The organism is Arthrobacter sp. NicSoilB11 (genome assembly GCF_019977375.1).
Lineage (GTDB): Bacteria > Actinomycetota > Actinomycetes > Actinomycetales > Micrococcaceae > Arthrobacter.
Genome location: NZ_AP024657.1, coordinates 3,199,468 through 3,225,598 on the forward strand (window position 1 = coordinate 3,199,468; position 26,131 = coordinate 3,225,598).

General features: G+C 67.2%; 27 protein-coding genes and 1 tRNA gene. 16 read left to right on the top strand and 12 right to left on the bottom strand.

Annotation, left to right across the window (positions count from 1 at the left end):
• Position 1 precedes the first annotated feature (1 nt).
• The 3 genes from LDO14_RS14865 to LDO14_RS14875 are packed head-to-tail and all read left to right on the top strand — an operon-like array spanning position 2 to position 3,922.
• Positions 2-1,213: a glutathionylspermidine synthase family protein gene (locus LDO14_RS14865; protein WP_056393073.1), complete on the top strand. Its 1,212-nt coding sequence runs from the start codon at positions 2-4 to the stop codon at positions 1,211-1,213.
• A gap of 13 nt (positions 1,214-1,226) precedes the next feature.
• Positions 1,227-2,720, top strand: a complete 1,494-nt coding sequence (locus LDO14_RS14870) for an APC family permease (RefSeq protein ID WP_223992347.1) — start codon at positions 1,227-1,229, stop codon at positions 2,718-2,720.
• The gene (locus LDO14_RS14875) at positions 2,717-3,922 is read left to right on the top strand and encodes an acyl-CoA dehydrogenase family protein (RefSeq protein WP_223992348.1); all 1,206 of its coding nucleotides are present in this window, start codon (positions 2,717-2,719) and stop codon (positions 3,920-3,922) included. Before LDO14_RS14870 ends, LDO14_RS14875 begins: the two co-directional genes overlap by 4 nt.
• A gap of 101 nt (positions 3,923-4,023) precedes the next feature.
• Here the strand turns inward: LDO14_RS14875 and LDO14_RS14880 are convergent, their stop codons facing one another.
• From LDO14_RS14880 to LDO14_RS14900, 5 genes are read right to left on the bottom strand one after another with little or no spacing between them, the layout of a single operon-like run.
• Positions 4,024-4,794, bottom strand: a complete 771-nt coding sequence (locus LDO14_RS14880) for an SDR family oxidoreductase (protein WP_223992349.1) — start codon at positions 4,792-4,794, stop codon at positions 4,024-4,026.
• A gap of 25 nt (positions 4,795-4,819) precedes the next feature.
• Positions 4,820-6,172: an MFS transporter gene (locus LDO14_RS14885; RefSeq protein ID WP_223995264.1), complete on the bottom strand. Its 1,353-nt coding sequence runs from the start codon at positions 6,170-6,172 to the stop codon at positions 4,820-4,822.
• 5 nt (positions 6,173-6,177) lie between these two features.
• Entirely contained in the window at positions 6,178-6,684 is a 507-nt protein-coding gene (locus LDO14_RS14890) for a helix-turn-helix domain-containing protein (protein WP_026265732.1), read from the bottom strand.
• A gap of 49 nt (positions 6,685-6,733) precedes the next feature.
• Positions 6,734-7,897 (bottom strand): cystathionine gamma-synthase, encoded by a 1,164-nt coding sequence (locus LDO14_RS14895; protein WP_223992350.1) that lies wholly within the window; start codon positions 7,895-7,897, stop codon positions 6,734-6,736.
• A gap of 25 nt (positions 7,898-7,922) precedes the next feature.
• Positions 7,923-9,308: a cystathionine beta-synthase gene (locus LDO14_RS14900; protein WP_018769058.1), complete on the bottom strand. Its 1,386-nt coding sequence runs from the start codon at positions 9,306-9,308 to the stop codon at positions 7,923-7,925.
• Positions 9,309-9,367: 59 nt separating this feature from the next.
• Here LDO14_RS14900 and LDO14_RS14905 point away from each other — a divergent pair, with 59 nt between their 5' ends.
• Complete coding sequence (locus tag LDO14_RS14905; RefSeq protein ID WP_223992351.1) at positions 9,368-10,555, top strand: SLC13 family permease; 1,188 nt, start codon at positions 9,368-9,370, stop codon at positions 10,553-10,555.
• A 71-nt stretch (positions 10,556-10,626) separates the two neighbouring features.
• Here LDO14_RS14905 and LDO14_RS14910 read toward each other — a convergent pair whose 3' ends face one another.
• On the bottom strand, positions 10,627-11,031 hold the full coding sequence (locus LDO14_RS14910; RefSeq protein WP_018769056.1) for a VOC family protein: 405 nt from the start codon (positions 11,029-11,031) through the stop codon (positions 10,627-10,629).
• Between the two features lie 184 nt (positions 11,032-11,215).
• On the opposite strand from LDO14_RS14910, the gene LDO14_RS14915 reads away from it, so the two are divergent.
• From LDO14_RS14915 to LDO14_RS14935, 5 genes are all read left to right on the top strand, one after another.
• Positions 11,216-12,202 carry a 3-methyladenine DNA glycosylase gene (locus tag LDO14_RS14915; protein ID WP_223992352.1) on the top strand — a complete coding sequence of 329 codons (987 nt, stop codon included), beginning with the start codon at positions 11,216-11,218 and terminating at the stop codon, positions 12,200-12,202.
• 104 nt (positions 12,203-12,306) lie between these two features.
• Positions 12,307-12,900 carry a hypothetical protein gene (locus tag LDO14_RS14920; protein ID WP_223992354.1) on the top strand — a complete coding sequence of 198 codons (594 nt, stop codon included), beginning with the start codon at positions 12,307-12,309 and terminating at the stop codon, positions 12,898-12,900.
• Positions 12,901-12,969: 69 nt separating this feature from the next.
• The gene (locus LDO14_RS14925; RefSeq protein WP_223992363.1) at positions 12,970-14,202 is read left to right on the top strand and encodes a C2 family cysteine protease; all 1,233 of its coding nucleotides are present in this window, start codon (positions 12,970-12,972) and stop codon (positions 14,200-14,202) included.
• Between the two features lie 6 nt (positions 14,203-14,208).
• Positions 14,209-14,463, top strand: coding sequence for a papain-like cysteine protease family protein (locus tag LDO14_RS14930; protein ID WP_223992364.1), 255 nt, complete (start codon positions 14,209-14,211; stop codon positions 14,461-14,463).
• A gap of 137 nt (positions 14,464-14,600) precedes the next feature.
• The gene (locus LDO14_RS14935) at positions 14,601-14,918 is read left to right on the top strand and encodes a hypothetical protein (protein ID WP_018769052.1); all 318 of its coding nucleotides are present in this window, start codon (positions 14,601-14,603) and stop codon (positions 14,916-14,918) included.
• Here LDO14_RS14935 and LDO14_RS14940 read toward each other — a convergent pair whose 3' ends face one another.
• The gene (locus tag LDO14_RS14940) at positions 14,919-16,595 is read right to left on the bottom strand and encodes an AMP-binding protein (RefSeq protein ID WP_056393060.1); all 1,677 of its coding nucleotides are present in this window, start codon (positions 16,593-16,595) and stop codon (positions 14,919-14,921) included.
• 103 nt (positions 16,596-16,698) lie between these two features.
• Here LDO14_RS14940 and LDO14_RS14945 point away from each other — a divergent pair, with 103 nt between their 5' ends.
• Positions 16,699-16,977: an antibiotic biosynthesis monooxygenase gene (locus LDO14_RS14945; RefSeq protein WP_018769050.1), complete on the top strand. Its 279-nt coding sequence runs from the start codon at positions 16,699-16,701 to the stop codon at positions 16,975-16,977.
• Between the two features lie 67 nt (positions 16,978-17,044).
• Here LDO14_RS14945 and trxA read toward each other — a convergent pair whose 3' ends face one another.
• Together trxA and LDO14_RS14955 are read right to left on the bottom strand one after the other, a co-directional pair.
• A complete protein-coding gene (gene trxA / locus LDO14_RS14950) occupies positions 17,045-17,482 on the bottom strand; it encodes a thioredoxin (protein ID WP_018769049.1) in 438 nt (145 codons plus the stop codon).
• Between the two features lie 92 nt (positions 17,483-17,574).
• Positions 17,575-18,129: an acyl-CoA thioesterase gene (locus LDO14_RS14955; RefSeq protein WP_018769048.1), complete on the bottom strand. Its 555-nt coding sequence runs from the start codon at positions 18,127-18,129 to the stop codon at positions 17,575-17,577.
• Between the two features lie 71 nt (positions 18,130-18,200).
• On the opposite strand from LDO14_RS14955, the gene LDO14_RS14960 reads away from it, so the two are divergent.
• Entirely contained in the window at positions 18,201-18,935 is a 735-nt protein-coding gene (locus LDO14_RS14960; RefSeq protein WP_018769047.1) for an ion channel, read from the top strand.
• Positions 18,936-19,336: 401 nt separating this feature from the next.
• On the top strand, positions 19,337-20,356 hold the full coding sequence (locus LDO14_RS14965) for a LysM peptidoglycan-binding domain-containing protein (protein WP_018769046.1): 1,020 nt from the start codon (positions 19,337-19,339) through the stop codon (positions 20,354-20,356).
• A gap of 104 nt (positions 20,357-20,460) precedes the next feature.
• Here LDO14_RS14965 and LDO14_RS14970 read toward each other — a convergent pair whose 3' ends face one another.
• The 3 genes from LDO14_RS14970 to LDO14_RS14980 all read right to left on the bottom strand — a co-directional run bounded on the left by LDO14_RS14970 (position 20,461) and on the right by LDO14_RS14980 (position 21,579).
• On the bottom strand, positions 20,461-20,886 hold the full coding sequence (locus tag LDO14_RS14970) for a CBS domain-containing protein (RefSeq protein WP_018769045.1): 426 nt from the start codon (positions 20,884-20,886) through the stop codon (positions 20,461-20,463).
• A 187-nt stretch (positions 20,887-21,073) separates the two neighbouring features.
• A tRNA-Tyr gene (locus LDO14_RS14975) sits at positions 21,074-21,155 on the bottom strand.
• 166 nt (positions 21,156-21,321) lie between these two features.
• Positions 21,322-21,579, bottom strand: coding sequence for a hypothetical protein (locus LDO14_RS14980; RefSeq protein ID WP_018769044.1), 258 nt, complete (start codon positions 21,577-21,579; stop codon positions 21,322-21,324).
• A gap of 186 nt (positions 21,580-21,765) precedes the next feature.
• Between LDO14_RS14980 and LDO14_RS14985 the strand changes: the two genes are divergently transcribed.
• The 4 genes from LDO14_RS14985 (at position 21,766) to efeB (ending at position 26,032) form a co-directional block, all read left to right on the top strand.
• Positions 21,766-22,257, top strand: a complete 492-nt coding sequence (locus tag LDO14_RS14985; RefSeq protein WP_018769043.1) for a YajQ family cyclic di-GMP-binding protein — start codon at positions 21,766-21,768, stop codon at positions 22,255-22,257.
• A 288-nt stretch (positions 22,258-22,545) separates the two neighbouring features.
• Positions 22,546-23,409, top strand: a complete 864-nt coding sequence (gene efeU, locus LDO14_RS14990) for an iron uptake transporter permease EfeU (RefSeq protein ID WP_018769042.1) — start codon at positions 22,546-22,548, stop codon at positions 23,407-23,409.
• A gap of 53 nt (positions 23,410-23,462) precedes the next feature.
• A complete protein-coding gene (efeO, locus tag LDO14_RS14995; RefSeq protein WP_018769041.1) occupies positions 23,463-24,659 on the top strand; it encodes an iron uptake system protein EfeO in 1,197 nt (398 codons plus the stop codon).
• A gap of 131 nt (positions 24,660-24,790) precedes the next feature.
• The gene (gene efeB, locus LDO14_RS15000) at positions 24,791-26,032 is read left to right on the top strand and encodes an iron uptake transporter deferrochelatase/peroxidase subunit (protein ID WP_231377425.1); all 1,242 of its coding nucleotides are present in this window, start codon (positions 24,791-24,793) and stop codon (positions 26,030-26,032) included.
• Positions 26,033-26,131 lie beyond the last annotated feature (99 nt).

Below are 26,131 nucleotides of genomic sequence, written 5' to 3' on the forward strand. Positions count from 1 at the left end.
GATGAAGAGGATGTTGTCCGAACCCCGGCCGGGCTGGAAGCAGAAGATCGAAGAGCAGGGCCTGGTGTTCTCCACCACCACCATGGACGACGGGCGCCGGATCGAGTACTGGAACGAATCCGCGTACTACGAGTTCACCATGGACGAGGTGGAGACCCTTGAAGTGGTGGCCGAGGAGATGCACCGGATGTGCCTGGAAGCCGCGAAGTTCCTGGCCACCGGCGCCATGGGCAGCATCGGCATCGGCCCCCAGGCACTGGAACTGGCGGCCGCATCGCTGCAGGCCGGCGACGTGGATGTTTACGGCCGGTTCGACTTCATCTACGACGGCCGGGGCGGGCCGGCCAAGATGCTCGAATACAACGCCGACACCCCCACCGGACTCATCGAGGCCGCCGTCGCCCAATGGTTCTGGCTCCAGGACGTGTTTCCGGAGAAGGACCAGTGGAACGGCATCCACGAGGCCCTCATCCGGCAGTGGAAGAAATTCCAGTACCGCACCGGCATGAGCACCCTCCACGTGGCCCACTCCGAGGTGGAGGAATCCGGCGAGGACTGGATGACCGCCGCGTACATGCGCGACGTCGCCGGCCAGGCGGGGTGGACCACCATCGGGATCAACATGTCCGATATCGGCTGGGACCCCAACCTGAACCGCTTCGTGGACCTGGACAACTTCCTGATCAACACCATCTTCAAGCTCTATCCCTGGGAGCTGATGATGAAGGAGGAGTTCGGGCCCCGCCTGCTGGAGCGGGCGCACAACCCGCGCTGGGTGGAACCCGCCTGGAAGATGCTGCTCTCCAACAAGGCCCTGCTGGCCGCCCTGTGGCATCTGTACCCCGGCCATCCCAACCTGCTGCCCGCGTACCTCACGGATCCGGGGCCGCTGAAGGAGTGGGTGGGCAAGCCCCTCCACGGCCGTGAAGGCGACAACATCCGGATCCACGCGGACGGGATCAGCCTGGAGCAGCCCGGCGGCTACGGGCGGGAGGGCTGGTGCTACCAGCAGTACCACCCATTGCCGGACTTCGACGGCAACCATCCGGTGCTGGGCCTCTGGGTGGTGGACGGCGAGTCCGTGGGCTGCGGCATCCGGGAATCGGACGGGCCGGTCACGGACTACTTCTGCCGCTTCGTCCCCAACACCATTGACGCGCCGGCGCCGCTTTCGGCGGTGGCGGACTCCACCAAGGCAGGAATCGTTCTATGAAACCGGTGACAGCATGAGCACGGACATGACGACGACGGGCGGCCCCGGGCGCGGGACCGGCACCACCGTGCCGGCCAAGGGACTGCGGGCCGGCATCCTGGACCTGGGCGACTCCGTGATGCTGGGGCTGGCCTCCACCGCGCCGGTGTACTCCCTCGCCGCCACCCTGGGCCTGATCGTTGCAGTCAACGGCAACTACACTCCCCTGATCCTGCTGCTGGGCTTCATCCCGGTCCTGTTCATCGCCTACGCGTTCCGCGAGCTGAACAGCGCCATCCCGGACTGCGGCACCACCTTCACCTGGTCCCGCCAGGCCTTCGGCCCCTGGGCAGGCTGGCTGGGCGGCTGGGGCGTGGCCCTGGCCGGAATCGTGGTCCTGGCCAACCTCGCCCAGGTAGCGGGGAAGTATCTTTGGCTGCTGGTGGGCGACGGATCGCTGGCGGAGAACACCTTGCTGGTCACCGGCACGGGGCTGCTGTTCATCATCCTCATGACCTTGGTGAACTACCGCGGGATCCGGCTCGGCGAGCACGTCCAGCGCGTGCTGACCTACGTGCAGTACATTGCGCTGGGCATTTTCGCACTGGCCATCGTGGTGCGGATCGTGGGCGGGGCACCGGAAGGGCAGGCCTTTGACCTGGAATGGTTCAACCCGGCCGGCGCCTTTGCCGACCCCGGCGCCGTAGTACACGGCGCCCTCCTTGCCCTGTTCATCTATTGGGGCTGGGACACCTGCCTGGCCGTGAACGAGGAGACCGAGAACCCGTCCACCACACCCGGCCGCGGCGCCGTGATCTCGGCGTTCGTCCTGGTGGCAATCTACGTTTCCGTGGCACTGCTGGTGATGATGTACGCCACCGTGGGCTCGGAAGGAATCGGCCTGGGCAACGAGGCCAACCAGGACGATGTGTTCCTGGCCATGAAGGACGTGGTGCTGGGCCCGTGGGGCTGGCTGATCGTCGTCGCGGTTCTTGCCTCGGTGCTGTCCTCCACCCAGACCACCATCCTGCCCACGGCCCGCGGGACCCTCTCCATGGGGGTCCACGGCGCGCTGCCGGCAAAGTTCGCAGAGGTGCATCCGCGCAATCAGACCCCGGGATTTTCCACCCAGGTGATGGGAGGCGCCGCCGCGGCCTACTACGTGGCCATGAGCTTCCTGAGCGAGAACCTGCTGGCGGACTCCATCAGTGCCATCAGCCTGTTCATCGCGTTCTACTACGCCCTGACCGGCTTCGCCTGTTTCTGGTACTTCCGCGGAACCCTGCGGGCATCGGCGCGCAACCTCTGGTTCCGCGGCATCCTCCCCCTCGCCGGCGCGCTGCTCCTGACCGCCGCCTTCTTCATCTCGGCGGTCCAGATGTGGGACCCGGCGTACGGCGACACCCAAATCTTCGGTGTCGGCGGCGCCTTTGTGAGCGGGGTGCTGCTGCTGGCGCTGGGCGTGGTCCTCGCGGCCGCGTGCCGTTTCATGCCGTCCACCCGCAGATACTTCCAGGTGAAGAAATGACTGGTGAAAAAATGCCGGGTGAAGCCGTGACCGCGGGCCCGTCCGATGTCCTGGACCTCGACTCCCTGCTGTCCGCGGACGAACTGGAGCTCCGGCAAAAGGTCCGCGACTTCACCCGGCAGCGGATCAAACCGGACATCGCCCGCTGGTATGAGGACGCCGTCTTTCCCCTCGACCTCGCGACGGAACTGGGTGAGCTGGGCGTCCTGGGGATGCACCTGGACGGCTATGGCTGCCCGGGCCGGTCCGCCGTCGAATACGGCCTGGCGGCCATGGAGCTGGAGGCCGGCGATTCCGGCATCCGCACCTTCGTGTCCGTCCAGGGCTCGCTGGCCATGACGGCCATCCATACCTGGGGATCCGAGGAGCAGAAGCAGGAGTGGCTGCCCCGGATGGCGGCCGGGGAGGTCATCGGGTGCTTCGCCCTGACCGAGCCAACGGCGGGTTCAGATCCCGCCTCCATGGCCACTTTCGCGGAGCGGGACGGCAGCGGGGATGACGCCGGCTGGGTGCTCAACGGTGCCAAGCGCTGGATCGGGCTCGCCTCAGTGGCCGGGGTGATGGTCGTCTGGGCCATGACGGACGACGGCGTCCACGGCTTCCTTGTTCCGGCGGGCACCCCCGGCGTGACTGCCACGCCTATCCGGCAGAAGCTGTCCATGCGCGCCTCCATCCAGTGCGATGTGGTGTTCGACGACGTCCGGCTGGGTCCCGAGGCCCTGCTCCCGGGAGCGCGGGGGCTGCGTGGGCCGTTCACCTGCCTGAATGAGGCCCGGTACGGCATCGCCTGGGGTGCCATGGGCGCCGCCCGGGATTCCTACGAAGCCGCCCTGGCGTACTCGCAGGAGCGGCTGCAGTTCGGCAGGCCGCTGGCCGGCTACCAGCTCACGCAGGAGAAGCTGGTGAACATGCTGGTGGAAATCCAGAAGGGCACCCTGCTGGCGCTGCACCTGGGCCGGCTGAAGGACGCCGGAAGCATCCGGCCGGAGCAGATTTCGCTGGCCAAGCTGAACAACGTCCGCGAGGCGATTGCCGTGGCCCGGGAGGCGCGGTCCATCCTGGGCGGCAACGGCATCACCACGGACTATTCACCGCTGCGGCACGCCGCGAACCTGGAGTCGGTCCGCACCTATGAGGGCACGGACGAGGTGCACACCCTGATCCTTGGCCGGCACATCACCGGCCTGGACGCCTTTCACTGACCCCTCCCCCAACCAGCTAGCAGTAGATGCCGTTTTGGGGGCCCAAAACGGCATCTACTGCGAGTCAGTTGGGAGGGCGTGGGGAGAGGGGTACAGGGCACTCAGGCCGAGAAGCCGCCGTCCGCCTTGATCAGCTGCCCGGATACCCAGCGGCCGGCCGGGGACAGGAGGAACGCGACGGTGCCGGCGACATCGGCCGGGGTGCCGAGCCTCCCGGTGGGCTGGCGCGCGGTGAGCTCCCGGCGGACCTCCGGGGACATCCAGCCGGTGTCCACCGGCCCCGGGTTGAGCACGTTGGCCGAGATCCCCTGCGGACCCAGCTCGCGGGCGGCAGCGATGACGATCCGGTCCAGGGCACCCTTCGAGGCACCGTACGGAAGGTTGAACGCCGTATGGTCACTGGTCAGCGCAACGATCGCGCCGCCGTCGTCCGGTGCCTGCCGCGAAAAGGCGGCGATCAGCTGCCAGCTGGCGCGTGTGTTGACGGCGAAGTGGCGGTCAAAGGATTCGATACTGGTGTCCAGCACGCCCGAATCCACCGATTCAGCGTGGCTGAGCACCAGGCCCTGCAGCGGGCCCGCCAGCTGCCTGGCCTCGGCCACCAGCCTGTCCGGGACGCCGGGATCCTGGAGGTCTGCCGACAGGACCTGGACCTTGGCTCCAATCGCTTCCAGCTCGGCCGTGAGGCGGACCACGTCCTCGGGTTCGCTCCCCCACGGCATGCGGGCGTCGTAGTCGGCCCAGTAGGACAGGGCCAGGTCCCAGCCGTCCGCAGCGAGCTGCCGGGCAATGCCGGCCCCAATGCCGGCAAGCCGTCCCACGCCGGTGACCAGGGCAACGGGACGGACAGGGGCGGGTGCGACGGGTTCCATCCGACCAGCCTAGCCGCGCCCCAGATCAAGCCGCTGCCGGCTCCGCTTCCCGCGAACTGTGGTGCCGGCGGATGGTGGCACTGATGACCGCAGCGATGGTGCACATGGCTGCGGCTCCCAGCCAGGCGTAGGTGTAGTGGCCGGTGGCATCCCGCAGGGCCCCGGCCGCGATGGCCGCCGCGGCGGCGCCCAGCTGATGGGCGGCGAAGACCCATCCGAACACCACACTGCCGTCAGCACCGAACGTTTCACGGCAGATGGCGGCCGTGGGCGGAACGGTGGCCACCCAGTCCAATCCGTAGATCACCACGAACACGATCATGCTGGGCTGCACGTCTGCATTCAGCAGCAGCGGCAGCACCAGCAGCCCGCTGCCGCGGAACTGGTAGTAAACGGCGAGCAGGACGCGGGGGTTGAAGCGGTCCGTCAGCCAGCCCGAGGCGATGGTCCCGACAATGTCGAAGATTCCGACGACGGCCAGCAGGCCCGCGGCCGTGGTTTCGGGCATGCCGTGGTCATGGGCGGAGGGGATGAAGTGGGTGCCGATCAGGCCGTTGGTGGTGGCGCCGCAGATGGCGAAACCGGCCGCGAGCGCCCAGAACGTGCGCACCCTGCTGGCGCGCTTGAGGACCTGGAGCGCCCGGACGGCGGCGTTGCTGCGCGGGGCGCCTTCCGGAACCGCTGCCTGGGAACCAGCCTGTTCTTCAATGGCTGGCCCTTCCGCGCCGTAGGGCAGCACCCCGACGTCGGCCGGCGAGTTCTTGAGGAACTTCAGCACCAGCGGGACCACGGCAAGCGCCCCGGCAGCGATCAGCAGGGAGGCCTGGCGCCACCCGGGATCCTGCGCGAGGAGGGCGATGAAGGGCAGGAAGACCAGCTGGCCGGCGGCGCTGCCGGCCGTCAGGATGCCGATGACCAGGCCCCGGCTTTTCGTAAACCACGTGTTGGCGATGGTGGCGGCGAAGACCAGTGCCATGGAGCCGGTGCCGAGCCCGATCAGCAGCCCCCAGGTGAGGAGGATCTGCCATGACTGGTTGACCAGCACGGTCAGCGCGCTGCCCATGCCGATCAGGACCAGGGCTGTTGATGTGACGGCCCGGATGCCGAACCGCTCCATCAGGGCGGCGGCAAACGGAGCCGAGAGGCCGAACAGCACCAGGTTGATGCTGACGGCCGCCGAGAGCACGGTGGTGGACCAGCCGAACTCCTGCTGGAGCGGCACCATGAGGACGCCCGGGGCGGCCCGGAATCCGGCTGCCCCAACCAAGGCAAGGAATGCCACGGCGGCGACGATCCAGGCCGGGTGCAGGCGGCGTCGAGGTCCGGGCGCCTGAAGAACGGTGGTCTGCGAGGGAGTTCCGGCCGTTTCCTCGGGCAGGGTGCTCACGATGCCGCTCCCTTCCCGGATGCGGTGGACAGCCGGATGGGTTGATCGGACCTGGACCGGCTGTGCCAGCTGGTGTTGGCCGCCGTCAGCCGCGCGCCGCATTCGGTGCAGGTGTCCGCCGAGGTGGTGGGTTTCCCGCAGCCGGTGTGGATCACGTAAAGGTGGGCCTGGTCCGACGGCGCGGGCAGGTGTTTTTCCGCCCAGATGGTGACTGCGTTCAGCACCGGCAGGGCGTCCTCACCCTTGGGGGTGAGGACGTACTCCTGGCGTGTGCGGCCGCCGTCGTCGTAGGCCTTCCTGGCCAGCAGCCCGGACTCAACCAGGCCTGCCAGGCGTTTGGTGAGCACCGAGTCCGCCACTTCCAGCCGGCTTTTCATGGCGTCGAAGCGGCCATTCCCAAAGAAGACCTCGCGCAGCACCAGGATGCTCCATGGGTCGCCCAGGATGTCCAGGCCGCGGGCCATGCTGCAGCTGCGTTGGGACCAGTCGGATCGAAGAGGCATAGGGAAAACCCTAGCTGGCTTTCCTCAAGAAAGCCAGACCCTTTCGTGGTTACGGGATGGCCGAGAACGCCTGGTCCAGGTCCGCGATCAGGTCCTCCACGTCCTCGATGCCGCAGGACAGCCGCAGCAGGTTTACCGGGACAGCCAGCTCGGTGCCCTTGACGGACGCGTGGGTCATCTCGGAGGGGTAGTTCATCAGCGACTCGATCCCGCCCAGGGATTCGGCGAGCGTGAACACGGACGTGGACTCCGCCACCTTCCGGGCCGCCGCCTCACCGCCCTTGAACTGCACCGAGACCATGCCGCCGAACTTCCGCATCTGCTTTTTGGCGAGCTCATGGCCGGGGTGGCTGGGCAGGCCCGGATACAGGACGGCCTCAACCTCCGGGCGTTCCAGCAGCCACTCCGCCACGGCCTGCCCGTTCTCGCTGTGCCGGTCCATGCGGACGCCCAGGGTCTTCAGTCCGCGGGTGGTCAGGAAGGCGTCCATGGGCCCGGACACGGCGCCCACGGCGAACTGGACGAAGCCGATCTTTTCCGCCAGTTCGGCGTCCTTCACCACGACGGCGCCGCCCACCACGTCGGAGTGGCCGCCGATGTACTTGGTGGTGGAGTGGACCACCACGTCCGCACCCAGGGCGAGCGGGGTCTGCAGGTAGGGGGACGCGAAGGTGTTGTCGACCACCAGGAGGGCCCCGGCGTTGTGCGCTATGTCCGCGAGCGCTGCGATGTCGGTGATCTTCATCAGCGGATTGGAGGGTGTCTCCACCCACAGGAAGCGGGTCTTATGGGAGGCCACGGCGTCGCGGACCATGTCCAGGTTGGCCATGTCCACGGGGGTGTTGCCAATTCCCCAGTCGCCGAGCACCCGGCTGATCAGCCGGTACGTGCCACCGTAGGCGTCATTGCCCAGCACGATGTGGTCCCCGGGGCGGGTCAGCGCGCGGATCAGGGCGTCCTCCGCGGCCAGGCCGGAGCTGAAGCTGTAGGCGGAGGTGCCCAGTTCCAGCGACGCGAGCTGTTCCTGCAGCGCGTCCCGGGTGGGGTTTCCGCCGCGCCCGTATTCGTAGCCGCTGCGCAGTCCCCCGATCCCGTCCTGGGCATAGGTGGAACTGAAGTGCAGCGGCGGCACCACGGCTCCGGTGCGGGGCTCGAAGTCCTGGCCGGCGTGGACGGCGCGGGTGTTGAAACCTTGGTTTTCAGGCAGGGACATGGTGCTCCTTTGCGGGTAACGCAGATCAGTTGCTGAGGTAGGCCAGCAGGTCGTGCCGGGTGAGGATGCCAACGGGCGCACCCACGAACGTGACCATCAGGGTGTCCGTGTCAGACAGCAGTTCCCTGGCGGCAGAGATGGTTTCCAGCGATCCGATGACGGGCAGCTTGGGTCCCATATGCTCGGAGATCTTGTCCGTCAGCTTGGCCTCGCCCCGGAACAGTTTGGCAGTCAGTGTGCGCTCGTCCACGGCGCCGAGGACCTCGCCCATGACCACGGGCGGTTCCTGGGACAGGACCGGGATGTGGCTGACGCCGAACTCGTTCATGATGTTGATGACGTCGCGGACAGACTCGTTGGGGTGGATGTGCACCAGGTCCGGCAGTTCGCCGTTCTTGGACTTGATGACCTCCCCCACGGAGGTTTCCTCGCCGCCGGAGAGGAAACCATAGGAGCGCATCCACTGGTCGTTGAAGATCTTGGCCAGGTAGCCGCGTCCTGAGTCTGGGAGGATGACCACGACGACGGCGCTTTCCGGCAGGTCCCGGGCCGCCTGCAGCGCGGCTACCACGGCCATCCCGGAGGAGCCGCCCACCAGCAGTCCCTCCTCCCGCGCCAGCCGGCGGGTCATGGCGAAGGAATCGGCGTCGCTGACGGCGATCACCTCGTCCGGGACCGACTTGTCGTAGTTGGCCGGCCACATGTCCTCGCCAACGCCCTCCACGAAGTAGGGGCGCCCGGTCCCGCCGGAGTAGACCGAGCCCGCGGGGTCCGCGCCGATGATCTTGACCACGCCGCCGTCGGACTCCGGCCGGTCCGCCGAAACCTCCTTGAGGTACCGCCCGGTGCCGGTGATGGTGCCGCCCGTGCCCGCGCCGATAACGCAGTGCGTTACCTTGCCGTCGGTATCGCGCCAGATCTCCGGGCCGGTGGTCTTGTAGTGGCTGCCCGGGGCGGCGGGATTGGAGAACTGGTCCGGCTTGTAGGCGCCCGGCGTCTCCCGGGTGATGCGGTCCGAGACGCCGTAGTAGCTTTGCGGGCTGTCCGGCGGAACGGAGGTGGGCGTGACCACCACTTCCGCGCCGTACGCCTGCAGCACCGCACGCTTGTCCTCGCCCACCTTGTCCGGGACCACGAAGATGCACTTGTAGCCCTTCTGCTGCGCCACCAGGGCCAGGCCCACGCCGGTGTTGCCGGAGGTGGGCTCCACAATGGTGCCGCCGGGCTTCAGCTTGCCCTCGCGCTCGGCGTCCTCGATCATCTGCGCGGCGATGCGGTCCTTGATGGATCCGCCCGGATTCAGGTACTCAAGTTTGACCAGGATGGTGGCCTTGAGGCCGTCGGTCACGTGGTTGAGTTTGATGAGCGGGGTATTGCCGATGAGGTCCAGGATGGACTGGGCGTACTTCATAGGTACTAAGCTACCGCTTCCTGCGCGCCCGCCCCGGTGCGGGATGCGAGGATAGGCCGGTGAAGCAGTTCGCATGGCTGAAAGCCGCCCGGAGCTACCTGCTGCCCGGCGGAACGCTGGCAGCAGGTATAGCCACCCTGGCACTCGGTGCGCTCCCCCTGCCCGCGTTCGGGGAGCTTTCTTCCCGGACCATTCCCATCCTGGCCTTCGTGCTGGCCATGTCCCTGGTCACCGAACTGGTGGACGAGGCAGGACTGTTCCGGGTGGTGACGGACAGGCTGGCGGCCCTGGGCCGTGGCCGGGTCTTCCAGCTGTGGCTGCTGGTGGTGGCGGTGGCCACGGTGTCCACCGTGTTCCTGTCCCTGGATACGACGGCGGTGCTGGTGACGCCCGTGGTGGTCCTGCTGGCCGTCCATGCCCGGATCCCGCCGCTGCCGTTTGCGCTGACCAGCATCTGGCTGGCCAATACCGCTTCACTGCTGCTTCCCGTTTCCAACCTCACCAACCTCCTGGCCCAGGACCGGCTGGGCCTGAGCCCCTGGCGTTTTGCGGGGCTGGTGTGGGCGCCTGCCCTGGTGGGCCTGCTGGTCCCCCTGGTCCTGTTGTGGCTGGCTTTCCGGCGGGACCTGCGCGGAACATACGGGCCGCAGCCTGCGCATCCCATCCGCGACCGCACCCTGTTGAAGGCCGCTGCCGTCACGCTCCTGGTCCTGTTGCCTGCGCTGGTGTCCGGAGTGCCGGTGCAGTATCCGGCACTGGCAGCCGCGGCCTTCCTCCTGGTGGTCTTCCTGCGCCGCCGGCCGTCCGTCCTGCGGTGGTCAATGGTGCCATGGCGGCCGCTGATGCTGACGGTGGGCCTGTTCATGCTCATGGAAGCGCTGCACGCGCACGGCCTGACCGCACTGCTGGCGGGTGTTGCCGGTTCCGGTGAGAGCCTGCCTGCGCTCCTGCAGCTGGCCGGGCTGGGTGCCGGTGCCGCCAACGCCGCCAACAACCTGCCCGCCTACCTGGCACTGGAACCGGTGGCGGGATCGCCGGCAAGGCTTGCGGCACTGCTCATCGGAGTGAACCTTGGGCCGCTGGTGACTCCGTGGGCGTCGCTGGCCACCCTGCTCTGGCATGAGCGGCTGCGGGTGCTGAACGTCCCCATCCGGTGGGGCGGGTTCGCCCTGGCGGGCCTGGTGGCCGTGGTGCTGACGGTGCCGCTGGCCGTCCTGGCGCTGTGGCTGGTTTCCGGCACGCCGTGAAACGGCCGGGCCGCCGTGAAACGGCAGCCCCGGACCGGCACCCGTGAAACGGCACCGTACAGCGAAGGCTGTCAGCCGCGCTGGGCGTCCCCTTCGGCCGGGAGATTCTCCCAGAGGCCCATCACGTTGCCCTCGGAATCCCTGAAGTAGGCCGTGTAGCCCATGCCGGGAATTTCGTTCTTCGGTACCACCACTGATCCACCCAGTTCCTCCACCCTCTTGAGGGTGGCATTGATGTCCGGGACGTCCACCGTGACCACCGGGTTGGTGATCTCCCCCTCCCTGGCCATCATGCCCCCGTTGATGGCACCGGCGGCCACCGGCTGGCCGTTGTCATCCATGTCCGCGGTGATGACCATGCTGTAGTCCATCCCTGGCACTGGTTCGATCCGCCAGCCCAAGGCTTCCCGGTAGAACTTGCTGGCCCGGTCCTGGTCGTCCGCGGGGATTTCGAAATGCACCACTCCGCCCATCATGGCCCTCCTGCCGTGTCGGGTTGCGGCGCAGTCTGTTCCGCGCCACAGGGTGGATTCTAGGTTTTGCCCGGGCGGCGAATTAGGGCCGTTCTACCTTTGCTTCCGGCCGTTTTCCTCCCCCGGCTGGCTTATGGGCCGGCTGGTTGTCCCGCCGCTGTCAGTGGTCCGTGGGACGATTGAAGGCATGACGATCGCAGAGGCACCTCCCCGGGTGGCAGCCGCGGCGGACGTGTCCCTGCGGTGGTATCCGGAGGCCCCGTACAGCCTTTCCCGCACGCTTGCGCCTCTTCTGCGGGGCAACAGTGATCCTTCCTTCTGCGTTCAAGGCGACGTTATCTGGAATGCGTTTACGACGCCGGCCGGTCCGGCAACCATGCGGCTCGCCCCGGCGGGCGGCGAGGCAGCAGACGGCCCCTTGGTGGACATCCAGGCCTGGGGTCCCGGCGCCGCGGCCGCCGTCAGGGCAGCGCCCCGGCTCCTGGGGGACGACGACGACTGGCGGGGTTTCGACGAACCCTCCTTCCATGCCACACTGCCCCACATGGTCCGGGAGGCCCGGCGGCGCAGCCTGGCGGTGCGGCTGCCGTCCAGCGGCCGCATGGTGGACCAGCTGGTGCCGATCATCCTGGAGCAGAAGGTGACGGTCATTGAGGCGCGGCGCGCCTACCGCTACCTGGTGCACCGGTACGGAACCCCGGCGCCCCGGGCCGGTACGTCCACCCCGGCCGGGCTGGTGGTGGCGCCAACGGCAGCGCAGTGGCTGCAGGTTCCCAGTTGGGAGTGGCACAGGGCCGGCGTGGGTCCCCAGCGCTCAGCCACCGTCATGCGCGCGCTGCGCTCCGCCGCCGCACTTGAACGGCTCGCCGCGCTGCCGGCCGCGGAGGCTGCCGGGAAGATGCAGGTCATTCCGGGCATCGGGGTATGGACCGCCGCCGAGGTTGTGCAGCGCACCCACGGCTGCCCGGATTCGATCTCCGTGGGCGACTACCACCTCGCCGCCTACGTGGGGGCGGCGCTCACCGGACGCAGGACGGACGACGCCGGGATGCTCCGGCTGCTGGAACCCTGGCGGGGGCACCGGCAGCGCGTGGTCCGGATGATCCAGAGCACCGGTTACCGCAAGCCCACTTTTGGCCCGCGGATGACCATCCAGGACCACCGGGGGCACTGAGGCTTGCCACGGCAGGTCAACGGGTGCTTGATCCGGACCGCGATGGGTAAGGCTACGGTGTGGCGTCCAGCCAGGCACGGCCGGACCACGATTGAGAGGAATCCATGAGCTCCGATCCTGGACGCACCAACTACGCCGGCGGGGAACCCCTGGACGTGGATCCAACCGGGCAAGACCCCGCGGTGGTGGACCCGGAGGCGCACGATCCTGACGGGGATGCCAAATTGAAGCTGCAACTGGCCATCTTCGACGTGACTCGCCGCGGGGCCACGGGCAAGAGCCTTGAGGAAATCCGGGAGATGCTGCTGACCGCGTTCACCGCGCGGGACGTTGCCCCACCACCGTTCACCTGGGTGGAGTCCGTGGCGTCGTCGGCGTTCTACGGTGAGCCCTACATCATCGACTACCCAACAGCCATCGCCGCCGACGATCTGGAGGCTGCCCCCGATGAGACGGTGCGGGAGCGGCTGGCCGCCCGACGGAAACTGCGCGAGACCCAACTGCCGCAGGGGATCCTTCCGGCTCCGTCCGAGTGGCACATTCCCGCCAACGAGGTCACCGGCGGCAGGACGCGACAGGCCACCATGGCCGGAAGGAACGGGGCAGCGGTCCTGGCCTTGGTCGCACTGGCGGCGGGCGCCGTCGTGGCCGTTGTGGCGCTACGGCTATCCCGCCGCCCAACCGGCCGCAGTAGCTAGCGGGCAGTTCTCCCCATGCCTCCGGCGGCGCGCCTCGCGTAAGCTTGAGCCTGGATATTTGGGGGAATAATGGCAGGCATTTATGGGGCGGACGTCGCCCAACTTCGCGCCCTGGGAAAGGCCCTTACCGCCTCTTCCGCGCGCTTGATGTCCACTGCCACGGCGCTGTCGAAGAACATGGGCGAGCCGGGCACCTGGAAAGGGGCCGACGCCGAGAGGTTCCGGAACGACTGGAATGGCACGCACAGCCTCCTGCTGGGCCGCGTCATTGAGGCCCTTGCGGACGCAGGGAAGGCAGCCGCACGGCACGCGGACGAGCAGGAACGCGCCAGCGGCGCCGGTGGCGCGTCAGGCCGGACCAGTACGGCCGGGGGCCCTCCCGGCAAGGCCGCCGGGGATGCGACGTCCGATTACCTGACCGGCGGGGAGCATTCTGTGGCGCGCCACCCCGACCGCGGCGAAGCGAACCTTGCCGCGCCCGAACTGGACAGGCTACAGGGCCTGGTCAGGGACGCTGCTTCGGGCGACAACTTCTTTGTGGGCAACGATTCGGACGTCAACAAGCTCCGCGACGCCTTGACCGGGCTCAAACCTGCCCAGCTGAACCAGTTGCTGGAGTCGTTAACCGATGATGAGCTCCGAAGCCTGGGCAGCGGCGCGGCGACCGACGGCAAGGGACTGTTCAACTGGGAGGGAACCACGCCTTTCGAACGTCAGCAACTGCTGGACCAGCTCCTGTCCAAGGCGTCAGCAGAGCAGGTGGGGCGCCTGAAGGACCTCATACCGTGGGCCCAGCCGGACGGGCAGGCCATGGGAGATGCAGCGAGGCCTGATGGCCCTGACGCCAGCAGCACGAACCGGTGGATGGAACCCAAGTGGCCGGTGATCGGACAACGCCCGGGCACTGACGACATCAGGCAGGGGCAGTACGGGGACTGCGTGGTTTTGGCCGCCGCCGGGGCCATGATCAATGCCGATTCGGGTTGGGCCCGCGAGCACGTAACGGACAACGGCAACGGCACGGTTTCCGTCCTGCTGTTCGACAAGAACGGAGAGGAGCAGTGGGTCACCGTCACCTCGGACCTGCCGGCAAACAGCAAGGGCGCACAGATGGGAGCCAAAGCAGGGTTTGGCGGCAACTGGCCTGCCTATGTCGAGAAAGCGCTGGCACAGGTTTACACCGAGGACGACAGAAACGACGGGACAGCGGAAGGGGCGCCCCCGGACCAGGCGTATCCGCCAGGCAACTACCGCGCCCTTGAAGGCAACTGGGGTCCCGACGCATTCCAGTTTTTGGCATAACCGGACGTGGAACGCACCGACGACGCCGGGAAGCTGTGGGAGGCGGCCGGCCGGGGACGTCCGGCCTTGGTCACAACACTGGGTGAAACGCCGGAGGAGGCGCCCAACGGATACCGTGCCGGCCACGCCTATTTCGTTACCGGAGTTGACGAGCGGGGGAACATCATCCTTCAAAACCCATGGGGCCCCTCCGAGCCGCGCATGTACATCTCGCAGGACGAATTCACCAAGCTCTTCAGCGATGCCACGGTGGCGGGCTGATGCCGCGTCCAGCCCTGCGGCTTCGTGGCCGCATTCTCGCTTGCACGGTTTTGCCTCTGGCACTCTCTCTGAGCGGCTGCTCCCCCTCCGCAGAGCCGTCCCAACAGCACTCACCCCAAGCATCAAAGGAGCCAGCCATGACGTCAACGGCAAGCTGCACCAACACTGGAATTTACCGGATCATCCCGTCTGCAAATGGCTCTTTTCCGCTTCTGCCGGACTCCCCGCGGGGCTCGGATGCCACACCGCTCGTGCGACTGTCCAGCACACACCTGAAGAATGACCCGCCGACGGTGGACCTGTCGGTAGCCTTGTTCGAGGTCAGCAGCCCGGCATCGAAAGACTTTCCGGGGTTGGCACTCGGGCAGGAAGCCACATTTGACGGCTACACCATCAGGATCACCTCGATCTGCGAGGGCGAAGTCCGATTCGACCTGGTGCAGCAGCCCCGCTAGTCAGAGCCCCAGCCGGGCCACCGCTTCCTCGCGCATCTGGACCTTGCGGACCTTCCCTGAGACCGTCATGGGGAAACTCTCGCGCACCTCCACGTAGCGCGGGATCTTGTAGTGGGCCAGCCTCCCCCGGCAGTACTCGGCCACCGCTGCGGCGTCCAGCCGTTCCGCGCCCGGCTTGAGGATTATGCAGGCCATCAGCTCCTCCCCATATGTGGGATCAGGAACCCCAATCACCTGGACGTCCTGGATGGCAGGGTGCGTGTACAGGAACTCCTCGATTTCCCGGGGGTAGATGTTCTCCCCGCCCCGGATCACCATGTCCTTGATCCGGCCCTCCACCACCACGTACCCGTCGTCGTCCATCCGGGCGAGGTCGCCGGTGTGCATCCACCCGTCGGCGTCGATGGCTTCGGCCGTCTTGTCAGGCTGGTTCCAGTACCCGGCCATCACCGCGTAGCCGCGGGTGCAGAGCTCACCGATCTGCCCGCGCTCCAGTTCCTCCCCCGTGGCAGGGTCAACGATCCGGCTCTCCAGTTGCGGCATGGTCCTGCCCACGGTCTCGGTGCGCTGCTGGAGGGTGTCCCCCTTGCGGGTCATCGTGGACACGGGCGAGGTCTCGGTCATGCCGTAGCAGATGGCCACATCCACCATGTTCATTTCGGAGATCACCCGGTTCATCACCTCGATGGGGCACAGCGAACCGGCCATCACCCCCGTGCGGAGCGTGGACAGGTCATAGGAGGCGAAGTCCGGCAGCGCGAGCTCGGCGATGAACATGGTGGGAACCCCATAGAGGGATGTTCCGGCGAAGTCCTGCACTGCCTCAAGTGCGGCCGCCGGCGAGAAGCCGCGGCCAGGGATGATGGTGGCGGCGCCGTGGCTGAGCGCATTGAGGTTGCCGATCACCATCCCGAAGCAGTGGTAGAAGGGCACCGGGATGACCACCCGGTCATGGTCCGTGTAGCCCAGCAGCTCACCGATGGCGTAGCCGTTGTTCAGGATGTTGTGGTGCGTGAGCGTGGCGCCTTTGGGAAAGCCCGTGGTGCCGGACGTGTACTGCAGGTTGATGGGATCGTGCGGGTGGAGTTCGGCCATGCGGGCCTTCAGGGCAGCGTGACTCACGTCGTCCGCCCGCTTGAGCAGTTCGGCGTACGTCAGTTCGGCATCGCTTTGGGGGCTCCCGGCCGTCAGCCCATCCAGGCCGTGGTCCGGCAGGAAGACCAGCTCCCGCAGGTCCGGGCAAGTCAGCAGGGCCTGCCGCGCCATGGCCACGTAGTCGCTGTTGTTGTCCGACGGCGCCGTGAACAGCATGCGCATGCCGTTCTGCTTGACCACGAATTCCAGTTCATGGCTGCGGTAGGCCGGGTTGACGTTGACCAGGATGGCGCCGGCCTTGGCGGTGGCGTACTGCAGCAGCGTCCATTCGGCGCAGTTGGGGCTCCAGATGCCCACCCGCTCCCCCTTGGCGATGCCCAGGGCGAGGAGCGCACGCGCCAGCCGGTCGACGTCGTCGTTCATCTTTGTGTAGCTCCAGCGGCGGGCATCGGCGCCCGGCACCGGTGCGGCCTCAATCAAGGCGTCATGGAGGGGGAACTGGGCGGCCACGCGCTCGAAGTTCGCGCCGATGGTTTCCTCCAGGAGCGGGACGTCAGTGTCCCCGGCTGTATAAGCACGCATGATGGCACGCTACCAACAGGATCCCTGCAGGAGAAGGAAGACAGGCGGGGAAACGGGCGCAACACAACGGGGCGCCACCTGCAGCCCCGGTATTGTGAAACGCATGAGTGCACCCATTGACCTGATAGCAACGTTCATTCCCAACGACGGCGAGTTCTTCCGCGTCAAGCTGGCCCTGGAAATCGCGATCGATGAGGTGGTGAACGAGCCAGGCTGCATCCGCTACGAGCTGACCGAAGCCACGGAGGAGAAGCTGGTCCTGACCGAACAGTGGGCGTCCGAGGAGGACCTGGACAAGCACTCCAAGGGCACCGCTGTGCAGGACCTGAACGAGTCGCTGAGCGCGTTGCTGGCCGAACCGGTCAAGCTGGAACGCGTCTGACGCAGCCTGAACGCAAAAATGCGGGACCTCCAGTGGGAGGTCCCGCATTTTTTGTGCTGTCAGAGTCTTAGAAGTCGGGGATCTGGGTGCCGTCCTGCGTACCGTCCCGGGGGCCGGCAGGCTGGCTGGCCGCCGCTGCCGCTTCTTCCCGCTGGCGGGCCACGTGGGCGTGGACCTCGTCCATGTCCAGTGCCTTCACCGCGTCCACCACCTGTTCCAGCTGCTGGGCGTTCAGGGCGCCGGGCTGCGAGAACACCAGCACCTTTTCACGGAAGGCCATCAGGGTGGGGATGGAGGTGATGCCTGCCTCCGCCGCCAGCTGCTGCTCTGCTTCGGTGTCCACTTTGGTGAACACGACGTCAGGGTGCTTCTCGGAAACTGCTGCGTAGGTGGGGCCGAACTGCTTGCAGGGGCCGCACCATTCTGCCCAGAAATCGACCAGGACAATGTCGTTGCCTTCGATCGTGGATGCGAACTGTTCACCTGTGATGTCGAGGGTAGCCATGTGTCCACGCTACGCGCCGGGGCCCCGGCTGTCGCCCGTGTTCGCTCCCCGCGTCATCGGGAATAGGGGAAGGACGACGCCGGCACGGGGGTTCAGCGGTTGGCATCCCACAGGTGCGGGGAAGGCGTGCGGCTGCCGGGCAGGGCGCTGGAGGCGCGCCACTCATGGATCCACTCGGGCAGCACCAGGTCCCCGGGCGGTGTCCCGAACTCCGCGATGATCTCCTCCTGGCTGACCGGGCCGGTCTTGGTGACCAGCCGGGTGGCGATGTAGGCACGTGCGTAAATCTCGCCGTCGGCCACCATGCGCTGCTCGAAGAAGATCGCCTTGGTGTCCAGCCCGATGATGCGGGTCTCGATGGCGTAGTCCTGCCACAGCTGCAGGGATTTGCGGAAGGAGATGGTTTCCGCCGACACCACCGGGCTCCAGCCGCGGCGGCGCATCCGCTTCCAGACGCCGCTGCGCACCATGAGGTCGAACCGGCCCAGGTCCATCAGGGACAGGTACATGCCGTTGTTGACGTGCATGGCGATGTCGATGTCCGTGGGCAGGACGCGCAATGGCAAGGATGCCGGTTCCCATACGGCGAGCGGCGGCCGCCGTTTCGACCGGAAAAGCAGAAGCAGTGTTCTCAGGAGCAGGTGCATGCCTCAATGTTACCCGCCGGTAACATCTTTTGGCCTGCTGTGCCGCGGTCCATCCCCTTAGGATTTTCTGCATGACGCAGCAACGCTACCGGGCCCTGGCGGAGTGGCCCCTGATGGCGACGGCACTGGTATTTCTCGGCGCGTACGCCTGGCAGGTCATCGGCAGGGTCGAGGGCAGTGGGGCGGACTGGCTTGAGGCGGTCATGTGGGTGACCTGGTTCGTCTTCGTCCTGGACTACTCTGCAAACCTGTGGCTCTCGGCTGACCGGCGGCAGTGGTTCATCCGGAACCTGCACGAGCTGGTGATCGTGGCCTTGCCGTTCTTCCGGCCGCTGCGCCTGCTGCGCCTGGTCACATTGTTGTCCGTCCTGCACCGTACCGTGGGCGAAACGCTGCGCGGCCGCGTGGTCACGTATGTGGCGGGGTCCGCGGCGCTGCTGGTTTTTGTCGGTGCGCTGGCTGTGCTGGACGTCGAACAATGGGCGCCGGACGCCAAGATCACCACGTTCGGCGATGCCCTGTGGTGGGCCACCGCAACCATCACCACGGTGGGCTATGGGGACATGTACCCGGTGACGCCCATCGGCCGGCTGGTGGCCACGGCGCTGATGATGAGCGGCATCGCCGTGCTGGGTGTCGTGACGGCGTCCATTGCCTCCTGGCTCGTCCAGCGGGTTGAGGATACAGCGGAAACGGTGGCGGAGGCCGTGGAAGAGCCGCTGCGGGTTGAAGTGACGGAACTGGTGGCCGAGATTGCCTCATTGCGCCGGGAAATCGCCGAGCTGCGGGAACGCCGGACGCCGTAGAAGCGGGGATTGAGAGATTCCGTTTGGTGGTTGGCCTGCGCCCTCCAGGTCACGGCCGGTGGCAAGTATTGGGCTTCCGGATGCTGAGTAGCTTCGCTGCCGCGGGCGGGTACCGGCCCCGAAAACTCGGGTAATTCCTACTGGTGCCCCGGCCTTGGGGCGATTCCTAGACTCGGGATTCCTAGGACCAACACGCACTGGCAGGTCCCCCGGGTGGCTTCCGGACGTTCCTGCCTTCACGCGGAGTTCCGCATTTTCTGGGTATGCGGATGCCTCCACCCTGTGCCGCCTGCGGCTCCGGCAACTGCCGGGGCCGGCGGTGCAATGACTTCGCCATCCGTCCGGCGCACCGGTGTGCAGCAGCACAACCTGGCTGGACCGAACCCAGATGGGCCAACTCCATGAAACAGCCTTTCATTCCCTCCCCCGAGGGCACCAGCAGAAGCTTCGCCACCGACGAACCACGGACTGACCTCAACACCGGCCGGCCGGTCATCAGCAACAGGTTATGGGCCGGCATGGCCACGGCGGCCGTTGTGGCCGCGGTAGGCGTGGGCGCCATGGCAGCGCCGCCCGCTACCCTCGGCGGAAGCACGACGGCGGCGGCCCAGGTGGCAGAGGCCGCCTCACCACCGTCGCCAAGCGCCGCAGCCGAAACAGCCACGGACGCCGTGGCATCCGGACAAAGCGATCCGGGTGCGGCATCGGCGGTGGCGGCACAGGCTGCTGCGCCGGCCGCCGACCCGGCGCCTGCCCCCGCACCGGCAGCAGCCGAACCTGCGCCGGAACCTGCGCCCGCACCGGCCCCCGCGCCTGCCGGTGACCCCAACGTGTACACCGTGGTCCCGGGCGACACCGTGGGCGCGATTGCTGCCGGCCATGGCGTGGACATGAACGCCATGCTCGCGGCCAACGGGCTCAGCGCCTACAGCATCATCTACCCTGGCCAGACGCTCCTGCTGACCGGTCCGGCCATCGCAGTGGCCGCACCCGCCCCGGCTCCGGCCGCGGCTCCGGCCGCGGCCCCGGCCGCGGCCCCGGCTCCAGCGGCCGCACCGGCACCTGCTCCGGCTCCCGTCCCCGCAGCGCCTGCAATCCGGACCATTTACGTTGCCGGCTCCGGCGGCCAGTCCATGGTGGACGCCTGCATCGGGCCCATCCACTTCACCCCCAATGACGGCTATTCGCTGTTCATCACCGAGCATGATTTCTGCGGCGGCTGGGCCCGGTTCTCCGGGATCAGCGTGGGTGAGACGGTGAGCATCCCGGGCTATGGAACCTTCACGGTAACGGGGCGCGGGACGGTCCCCAATCCCGGAACCACCAACGACGTGATTGCGGTGTTCGGCGGTTTCCCCCGGGCGATCCTGCAGACCTGCATCCCGGGCACAAGCCAGATGCTGCTGATCGCACTGAACTGAAGGCACGTGAACCCGGGAGCTGAGCCGGGTTATCAAAAGCTTGTCCGCGGGTCCGAACCTTTACGGCTTGGATCCGCGGACAAGGCCATGCCGCATTGCCGGCGCTATATCCCGTGGCGCTCCGAGATGTGCTCCACCAGTTCGCCTACGCGCTGTTCGGAGTAGTTGCGCGCAATGTCGCCCTGGCTGATGATGCCCACCAGTTTGTGGTCGGAGATCACCGGGAGCCTGCGGACCTGGTGCTTTTCCATCATGTCGATGGCTGCATCGACGTTGGCGTCGGCGTCGACGCAGTAGGGCTTGCCGGAGGCGAGGTCGCGGGCCATCATCTGGCCCGGGTCACGGCCGGCGGCGACGCACTTGAGCACAATGTCGCGGTCGGTGATCATGCCCTTCAACTTGCCGTCATCCCCGCAGATGGGGAGGGCGCCGCAGTCCAGGTCCTGCATCATCCGGGCGGCGTCCACAAGGGACTCGCCTTCACGGATACATCGCGCATCCGTGGTCATGAATTCACGTACAGCACTCATTGAATCCTCCTTCATCGATGGATTTATCGACGCAGGGCATCGGGGCACGTGCGCCGATTCTGTCAGACTACGCCCGCACCCCCATGGTGTCGACGACGGTTTGGCACCGTTTCCAGGCGGCCTCCGGCCCTGCCTGGAGACACGAAAAAGCCCCCGGAACCTGGTGGTTCCGGAGGCTTTCCTTGGGTGGCAGATGAGGGATTCGAACCCCCGTAGGCGTTGCCAGCTGATTTACAGTCAGCCCCCTTTGGCCGCTCGGGTAATCTGCCGAACTTCAAAAGAAGTACCCGCTGATGCAGTGTTCGGAGCGTCCGTTTCCGTCCGTTCCGCTTCAGTAACCGCGGGCAAGACAACTTTACAGAACTTCCGCCGAAGAATCGAATCGAGCCCCGGGCAGCCCCAAAAGCCGCGGAACAGCGCCGGAAAACCGCTGTTTTATGCCTCCTGGCCCAGGATGCGTCCGGCCAGCTTGGCCTCGAAGCTCAGGGCCTGCTCCTCGGTGATCTGGTTCAGCTGCACGGCCCGCTGAAGGTCCGCCCGTACCCCGTCCATGCGGGAGGAGGCGTCGGCCACCGGGCTGAAGATGATGGAGGCTGCCAGCGCTGCCGCCGCCACCGAGGTCGCCGCCGTGGCCACCGCCCCCGCTGCTGCTGATGTGGTCCGGGTGACATAACGGGCGGCCTTGCGGTGCATGGTGTTCCTCTCGAACTTCAGTACAACTGCTCCAACTCTCGCCAGCGCGCCTTCGTTCCCCCGGTGCGTCCGCTGAGAGGGAACTGTGAATCCGCGGCCCCCACCGGTCCGGGCATCCGTACTAGGCTGGATTCCAGTGATCCTGGCCCTGTTCCGCGCGGGGCGCCCCATCAACAAAGGAGAGTCATGGCAGGCGAGTCAACGTTCGACGTCGTAAGCAAAGTGGACAAGCAGGAAGTGGCCAACGCGCTCAACCAGGCCCAGAAGGAACTCGCCCAGCGCTACGACTTCAAGGGCGTCGGGGCCGAGGTGGACTTCAGCGGCGAGAAGATCCTCATGAAGGCCAACTCCGAGGAACGCGTCCTGGCGGTCCTGGACGTACTGCAGTCCAAGCTGATCCGCCGCGGAATCTCACTGAAGTCGCTGGATACCGGCGAGCCCTACGCATCCGGCAAGGAGTTCCGCCTGGAAGCCTCCATCAAGGAAGGCATTGCGCAGGACCTGGCCAAGAAGATCAACAAGCTGATCCGGGACGAGGCGCCCAAATCGGTGAAGTCCCAGATCCAGGGCGACGAACTGCGGGTCTCCTCCAAGTCCCGCGATGACTTGCAGGCCACCATGGCGCTGCTGAAGGACTTCGAGGAAGCCGACCTGCAGTTTGTGAACTTCCGCAGCTAGCCTTCCCCGCCGTCGAATTCGACGCGGATAATTTCCTCCGCTACGCCTAACGGCCGGCGCACCCGATATACGGGGGGCGCCGGCCTTTTTGCGTATCGCGGACGGCTTTGCGTGTCGCGGGCGGCTTTGCGTGTCGCGGGCGGCGGAGCCGGTCGCCGATTCCGCTGCGGCCCCGCCATGCGTAACGAACACGAAATTACAGCACGTTTAGTTTGCGTAATTGCCGGCGCCGGGTAATCTCATCCTTAGGCCTGCCTAAGTAAGGCTTACCTGAGCGAAAGAACCTCCATGACTGCCAACTACCTGATCGGCCTGCGCGAAGGACTCGAAGCCACCCTGGTGGTGGTCCTCCTCATGGCCTACCTCGCCAAGACGGACCGCCGCCACCTCATCCCCCGGCTGTGGACAGGCGTTGCGGCGGCCGTGGCTGTCTCCGTCGGGTTCGGGGCCCTCCTGACCTTCGGCCCCAAGGGCCTCACGTTTGAGGCGCAGGAGGCGATTGGCGGCAGCCTGTCCATCCTCGCCGTCGGCCTGGTCACCTGGATGGTCTTCTGGATGGCCCGCACCGCGCGGACACTCGGCAGCGACCTGAAGTCGCGCGTTGACCGGTCCGCAGGCGGGGCCGGTTGGGGCCTGGCCGTGGTGGCAGCCATCGCCGTGGGACGGGAAGGCCTGGAAACGGCCCTCTTCCTGTGGGCGGCGGCCAAGGCCACCGGTGAGACCACCCAGCCACTGCTGGGCGCCCTGCTTGGCCTGGCAACCGCGGCCGGCCTGGGCTACCTGCTGCACCGCGGCGTCCTGAAGGTCAATCTCTCCCGCTTTTTCACCTGGACCGGCGCCGCCCTGATCGTCATCGCCGGCGGCGTGCTGTCCTACGGCGTCCATGATCTTCAGGAGGCCCGGCTCCTTCCGGGCCTGCACTCCCTGGCGTTCGATATCAGCGCCACGGTACCGCTGTCGTCCTGGTACGGCACCCTGCTCAAGGGCACCCTGAACTTCTCCCCGGCTACCACCTGGCTGGAAGCCGCGGCGTGGCTTGTGTACGTACTGCCCGTGCTGTTCCTCTACCTGCGCACGCACTTCACGTCGGTGCCGCCAGGCAGGACCATGGCCGGCAACAACCACGCCGCCAAAGCCCCGGCCGCTGCCTGACCGACTGCTTGACCGCCAAAAGACCTCCGCACCCGCACCCAAAGGACAACCCAATGCCCGGCTTCACCCTGCCCAAAACACCCCGGTACGTCTTCCGAAACAAGCCCGCCGCCCTTGCTGCCGCCGTCGTGGCCGTCCCTCTGCTCCTCACCGGCTGCACGGACAACACCAAGGCAGCGGACACCTCGGGTGGCGCCATCGAGGTTGTCAGCTCAAATACCGAGTGCAAGGTCTCGGCCGGCAGCGTGCCCAGCGGAAACCTCAGCTTCTCCGTGAAGAACGAGGGCACGGAGGTCACCGAGTTCTACCTGCTGGCAGCGGACGGGCTGCGCATCCTGGGCGAGGTGGAGAACATCGGCCCCGGCCTGACCCGCAACCTGGTGGTCACCGCCCCGGCAGGCACCTACACGACAGCCTGCAAGCCGGGCATGGAAGGCGACGGGATCAGGGGCGCCCTGGAAGTCACCCAGTCCGGAAACCAGCCGTCGGCCGACACGGACTTCCAGCACCTCCTGGACACCGCCACCGGGCAGTACGCCTCCTACGTCAAGGACCAGAGCGAGCAGCTGCTCACCGGCACCCAGCAGTTCGCCGCCGCCTTCGCGGCCGGCAACGCGGAGGAGGCGCGCTCCCTGTACGCGGCAACGCGCCAGCACTGGGAACGGATCGAGCCCGTGGCCGAGTCCTTTGGGGACCTGGACCCGCAACTTGATGCCCGTGAAGCCGATCTCGAACCGGGCCAGGAGTGGACCGGCTGGCACCGTGCCGAGAAGGACCTGTTCCCGCCGGCGGACTACACGGCGTTGACGGCAGCGGAACGGTCCTCGATCGCAGACCGGATGGTGGCCGACACCAAGGACCTGGTGGAGCGCACCCGCACCCTGGAGATTTCCGCGGACATGCTGGGCAACGGCGCCAAGGAACTGCTGGACGAGGTTGCCACCGGAAAGGTGACCGGGGAGGAGGAGATCTGGTCGCACACGGATCTTTGGGACTTCCAGGCGAACGTCGACGGCGCCCGCATCGCCTTCGAAAGCCTGAAGCCTGCTTTGCTTCGGAAGGACGCTGCCCTGGCCTCCTCCCTGGATGAGAAATTCGCCGCACTGCAGGCGGAGCTGGCCACGCACGCCCAGGGCACTGGCTTCGCCTCCTACGACAAGCTGGCCCCTGAGCAGGTCCAGCGGCTGGCGTCACTGGTTGACGCGCTCGGCGAACCGCTGTCCCGGCTGACGGCGGCGGTGGTCCTGTGACCGGCTGCCCCTTTGGCGGCCGGCCGCCGGAGGCCTCCGCGCCGGATGAACCTGCCGCTTCACCTGGGGCGGCGCAGGATGGCGGGGACCGGGAACAGCCGACGGCGGGAGCCCGCCTAAGCAGGCGCGGCCTGTTTGGCATCGCCGGACTGGGCGGTGCGGCAGCGGGGCTCGCCGCAGGCTTCCTGGGGCACGACGCCGTGGCCGCCTCTGCCGCGCCGCCGGCCGCCGACAGCCCGGTGGTCCCCTTCCACGGCCACCACCAGGCCGGCATTACCACCCCCGCCCAGGACCGCCTGCACATGGCCGCGTTCGACGTCACCACGACGAAGCGTGAGGAACTGGTCCAGCTGCTCAAGGACTGGACGCGGGCTGCGGAAGCACTGACCGAGGGCCGCCCGGCGGGCGCAACCGGCGCCGTGGACGGACCCTATGGTGCCCCTCCGGAGGACACCGGCGAGGCGCTGGACCTCAACGCGGGAAAGCTGACCCTGACCTTCGGCTTCGGCGCCGGCCTGTTCGAAAAGGACGGCGTGGCCCGCTTCGGACTGGAAGGACGCCGGCCCGAGGCCCTGGCCGACCTGCCGCACTTCCCCGGCGAGGACCTGGACCCCGCCCGCAGCGGCGGCGACCTGGTGGTGCAGGCCTGCGCGGACGACCCCCAGGTGGCGGTGCACGCCATCCGAAACCTGGCACGGATCGGCTTCGGCAAGGTGCGGGTCAGGTGGTCCCAGCTGGGCTTCGGCCGGACATCGTCCACGTCCCGCACGCAGGAGACCCCGCGGAACCTCTTCGGGTTCAAGGACGGCACCAACAACCTGAAGGTGGAGGACCAGCAACTGCTGGACCAGCATGTGTGGGCAGCGGCCGCCCGGCCCCAGGATGCCTGGATGACAGGCGGCAGCTACCTGGTGGCCCGCCGGATCCGCATGCACATCGAGATCTGGGACCGCACGTCCCTGGGCGAACAGGAAGGCCTGATCGGCCGGACCAAGGGAACGGGTGCACCCCTGTCCGGCGGCGGGGAGTTCACCGAGCCCGATTTCGCGCGGCAGGGCAAGGGCGGAAAACCCCTGATCCCCCTCGATTCCCACATGCGGATGGCACATCCCAGCCAGAACAGCGGCGTGCGGATGCTGCGCCGGGGCTACAACTACACCGACGGTTCCGACGGCCTGGGGCACCTGGACGCCGGGCTGTTCTTCATTGCGTTCGTCACCGATCCACGGACCCACTATGTCCCCATGCAGATGGCGATGGCCAAGGGCGACACCCTGGCGGTGGAGTACCTGAAGCACACGGGCTCCGGACTTTTCGCGGTGCCGGGCGGGGTGAAGCCCGGCGGCTTCATCGGCGAAGGCCTCTTCGCGTAGCGGGACCGCCCATGCCGGCCCCGCCCCGCCGTCGTTCCCGACGCGCCAAAGGCTAACCGCTGCGCAGGTTCCTTGGCGCACCCGAAATACCAGAGGCGC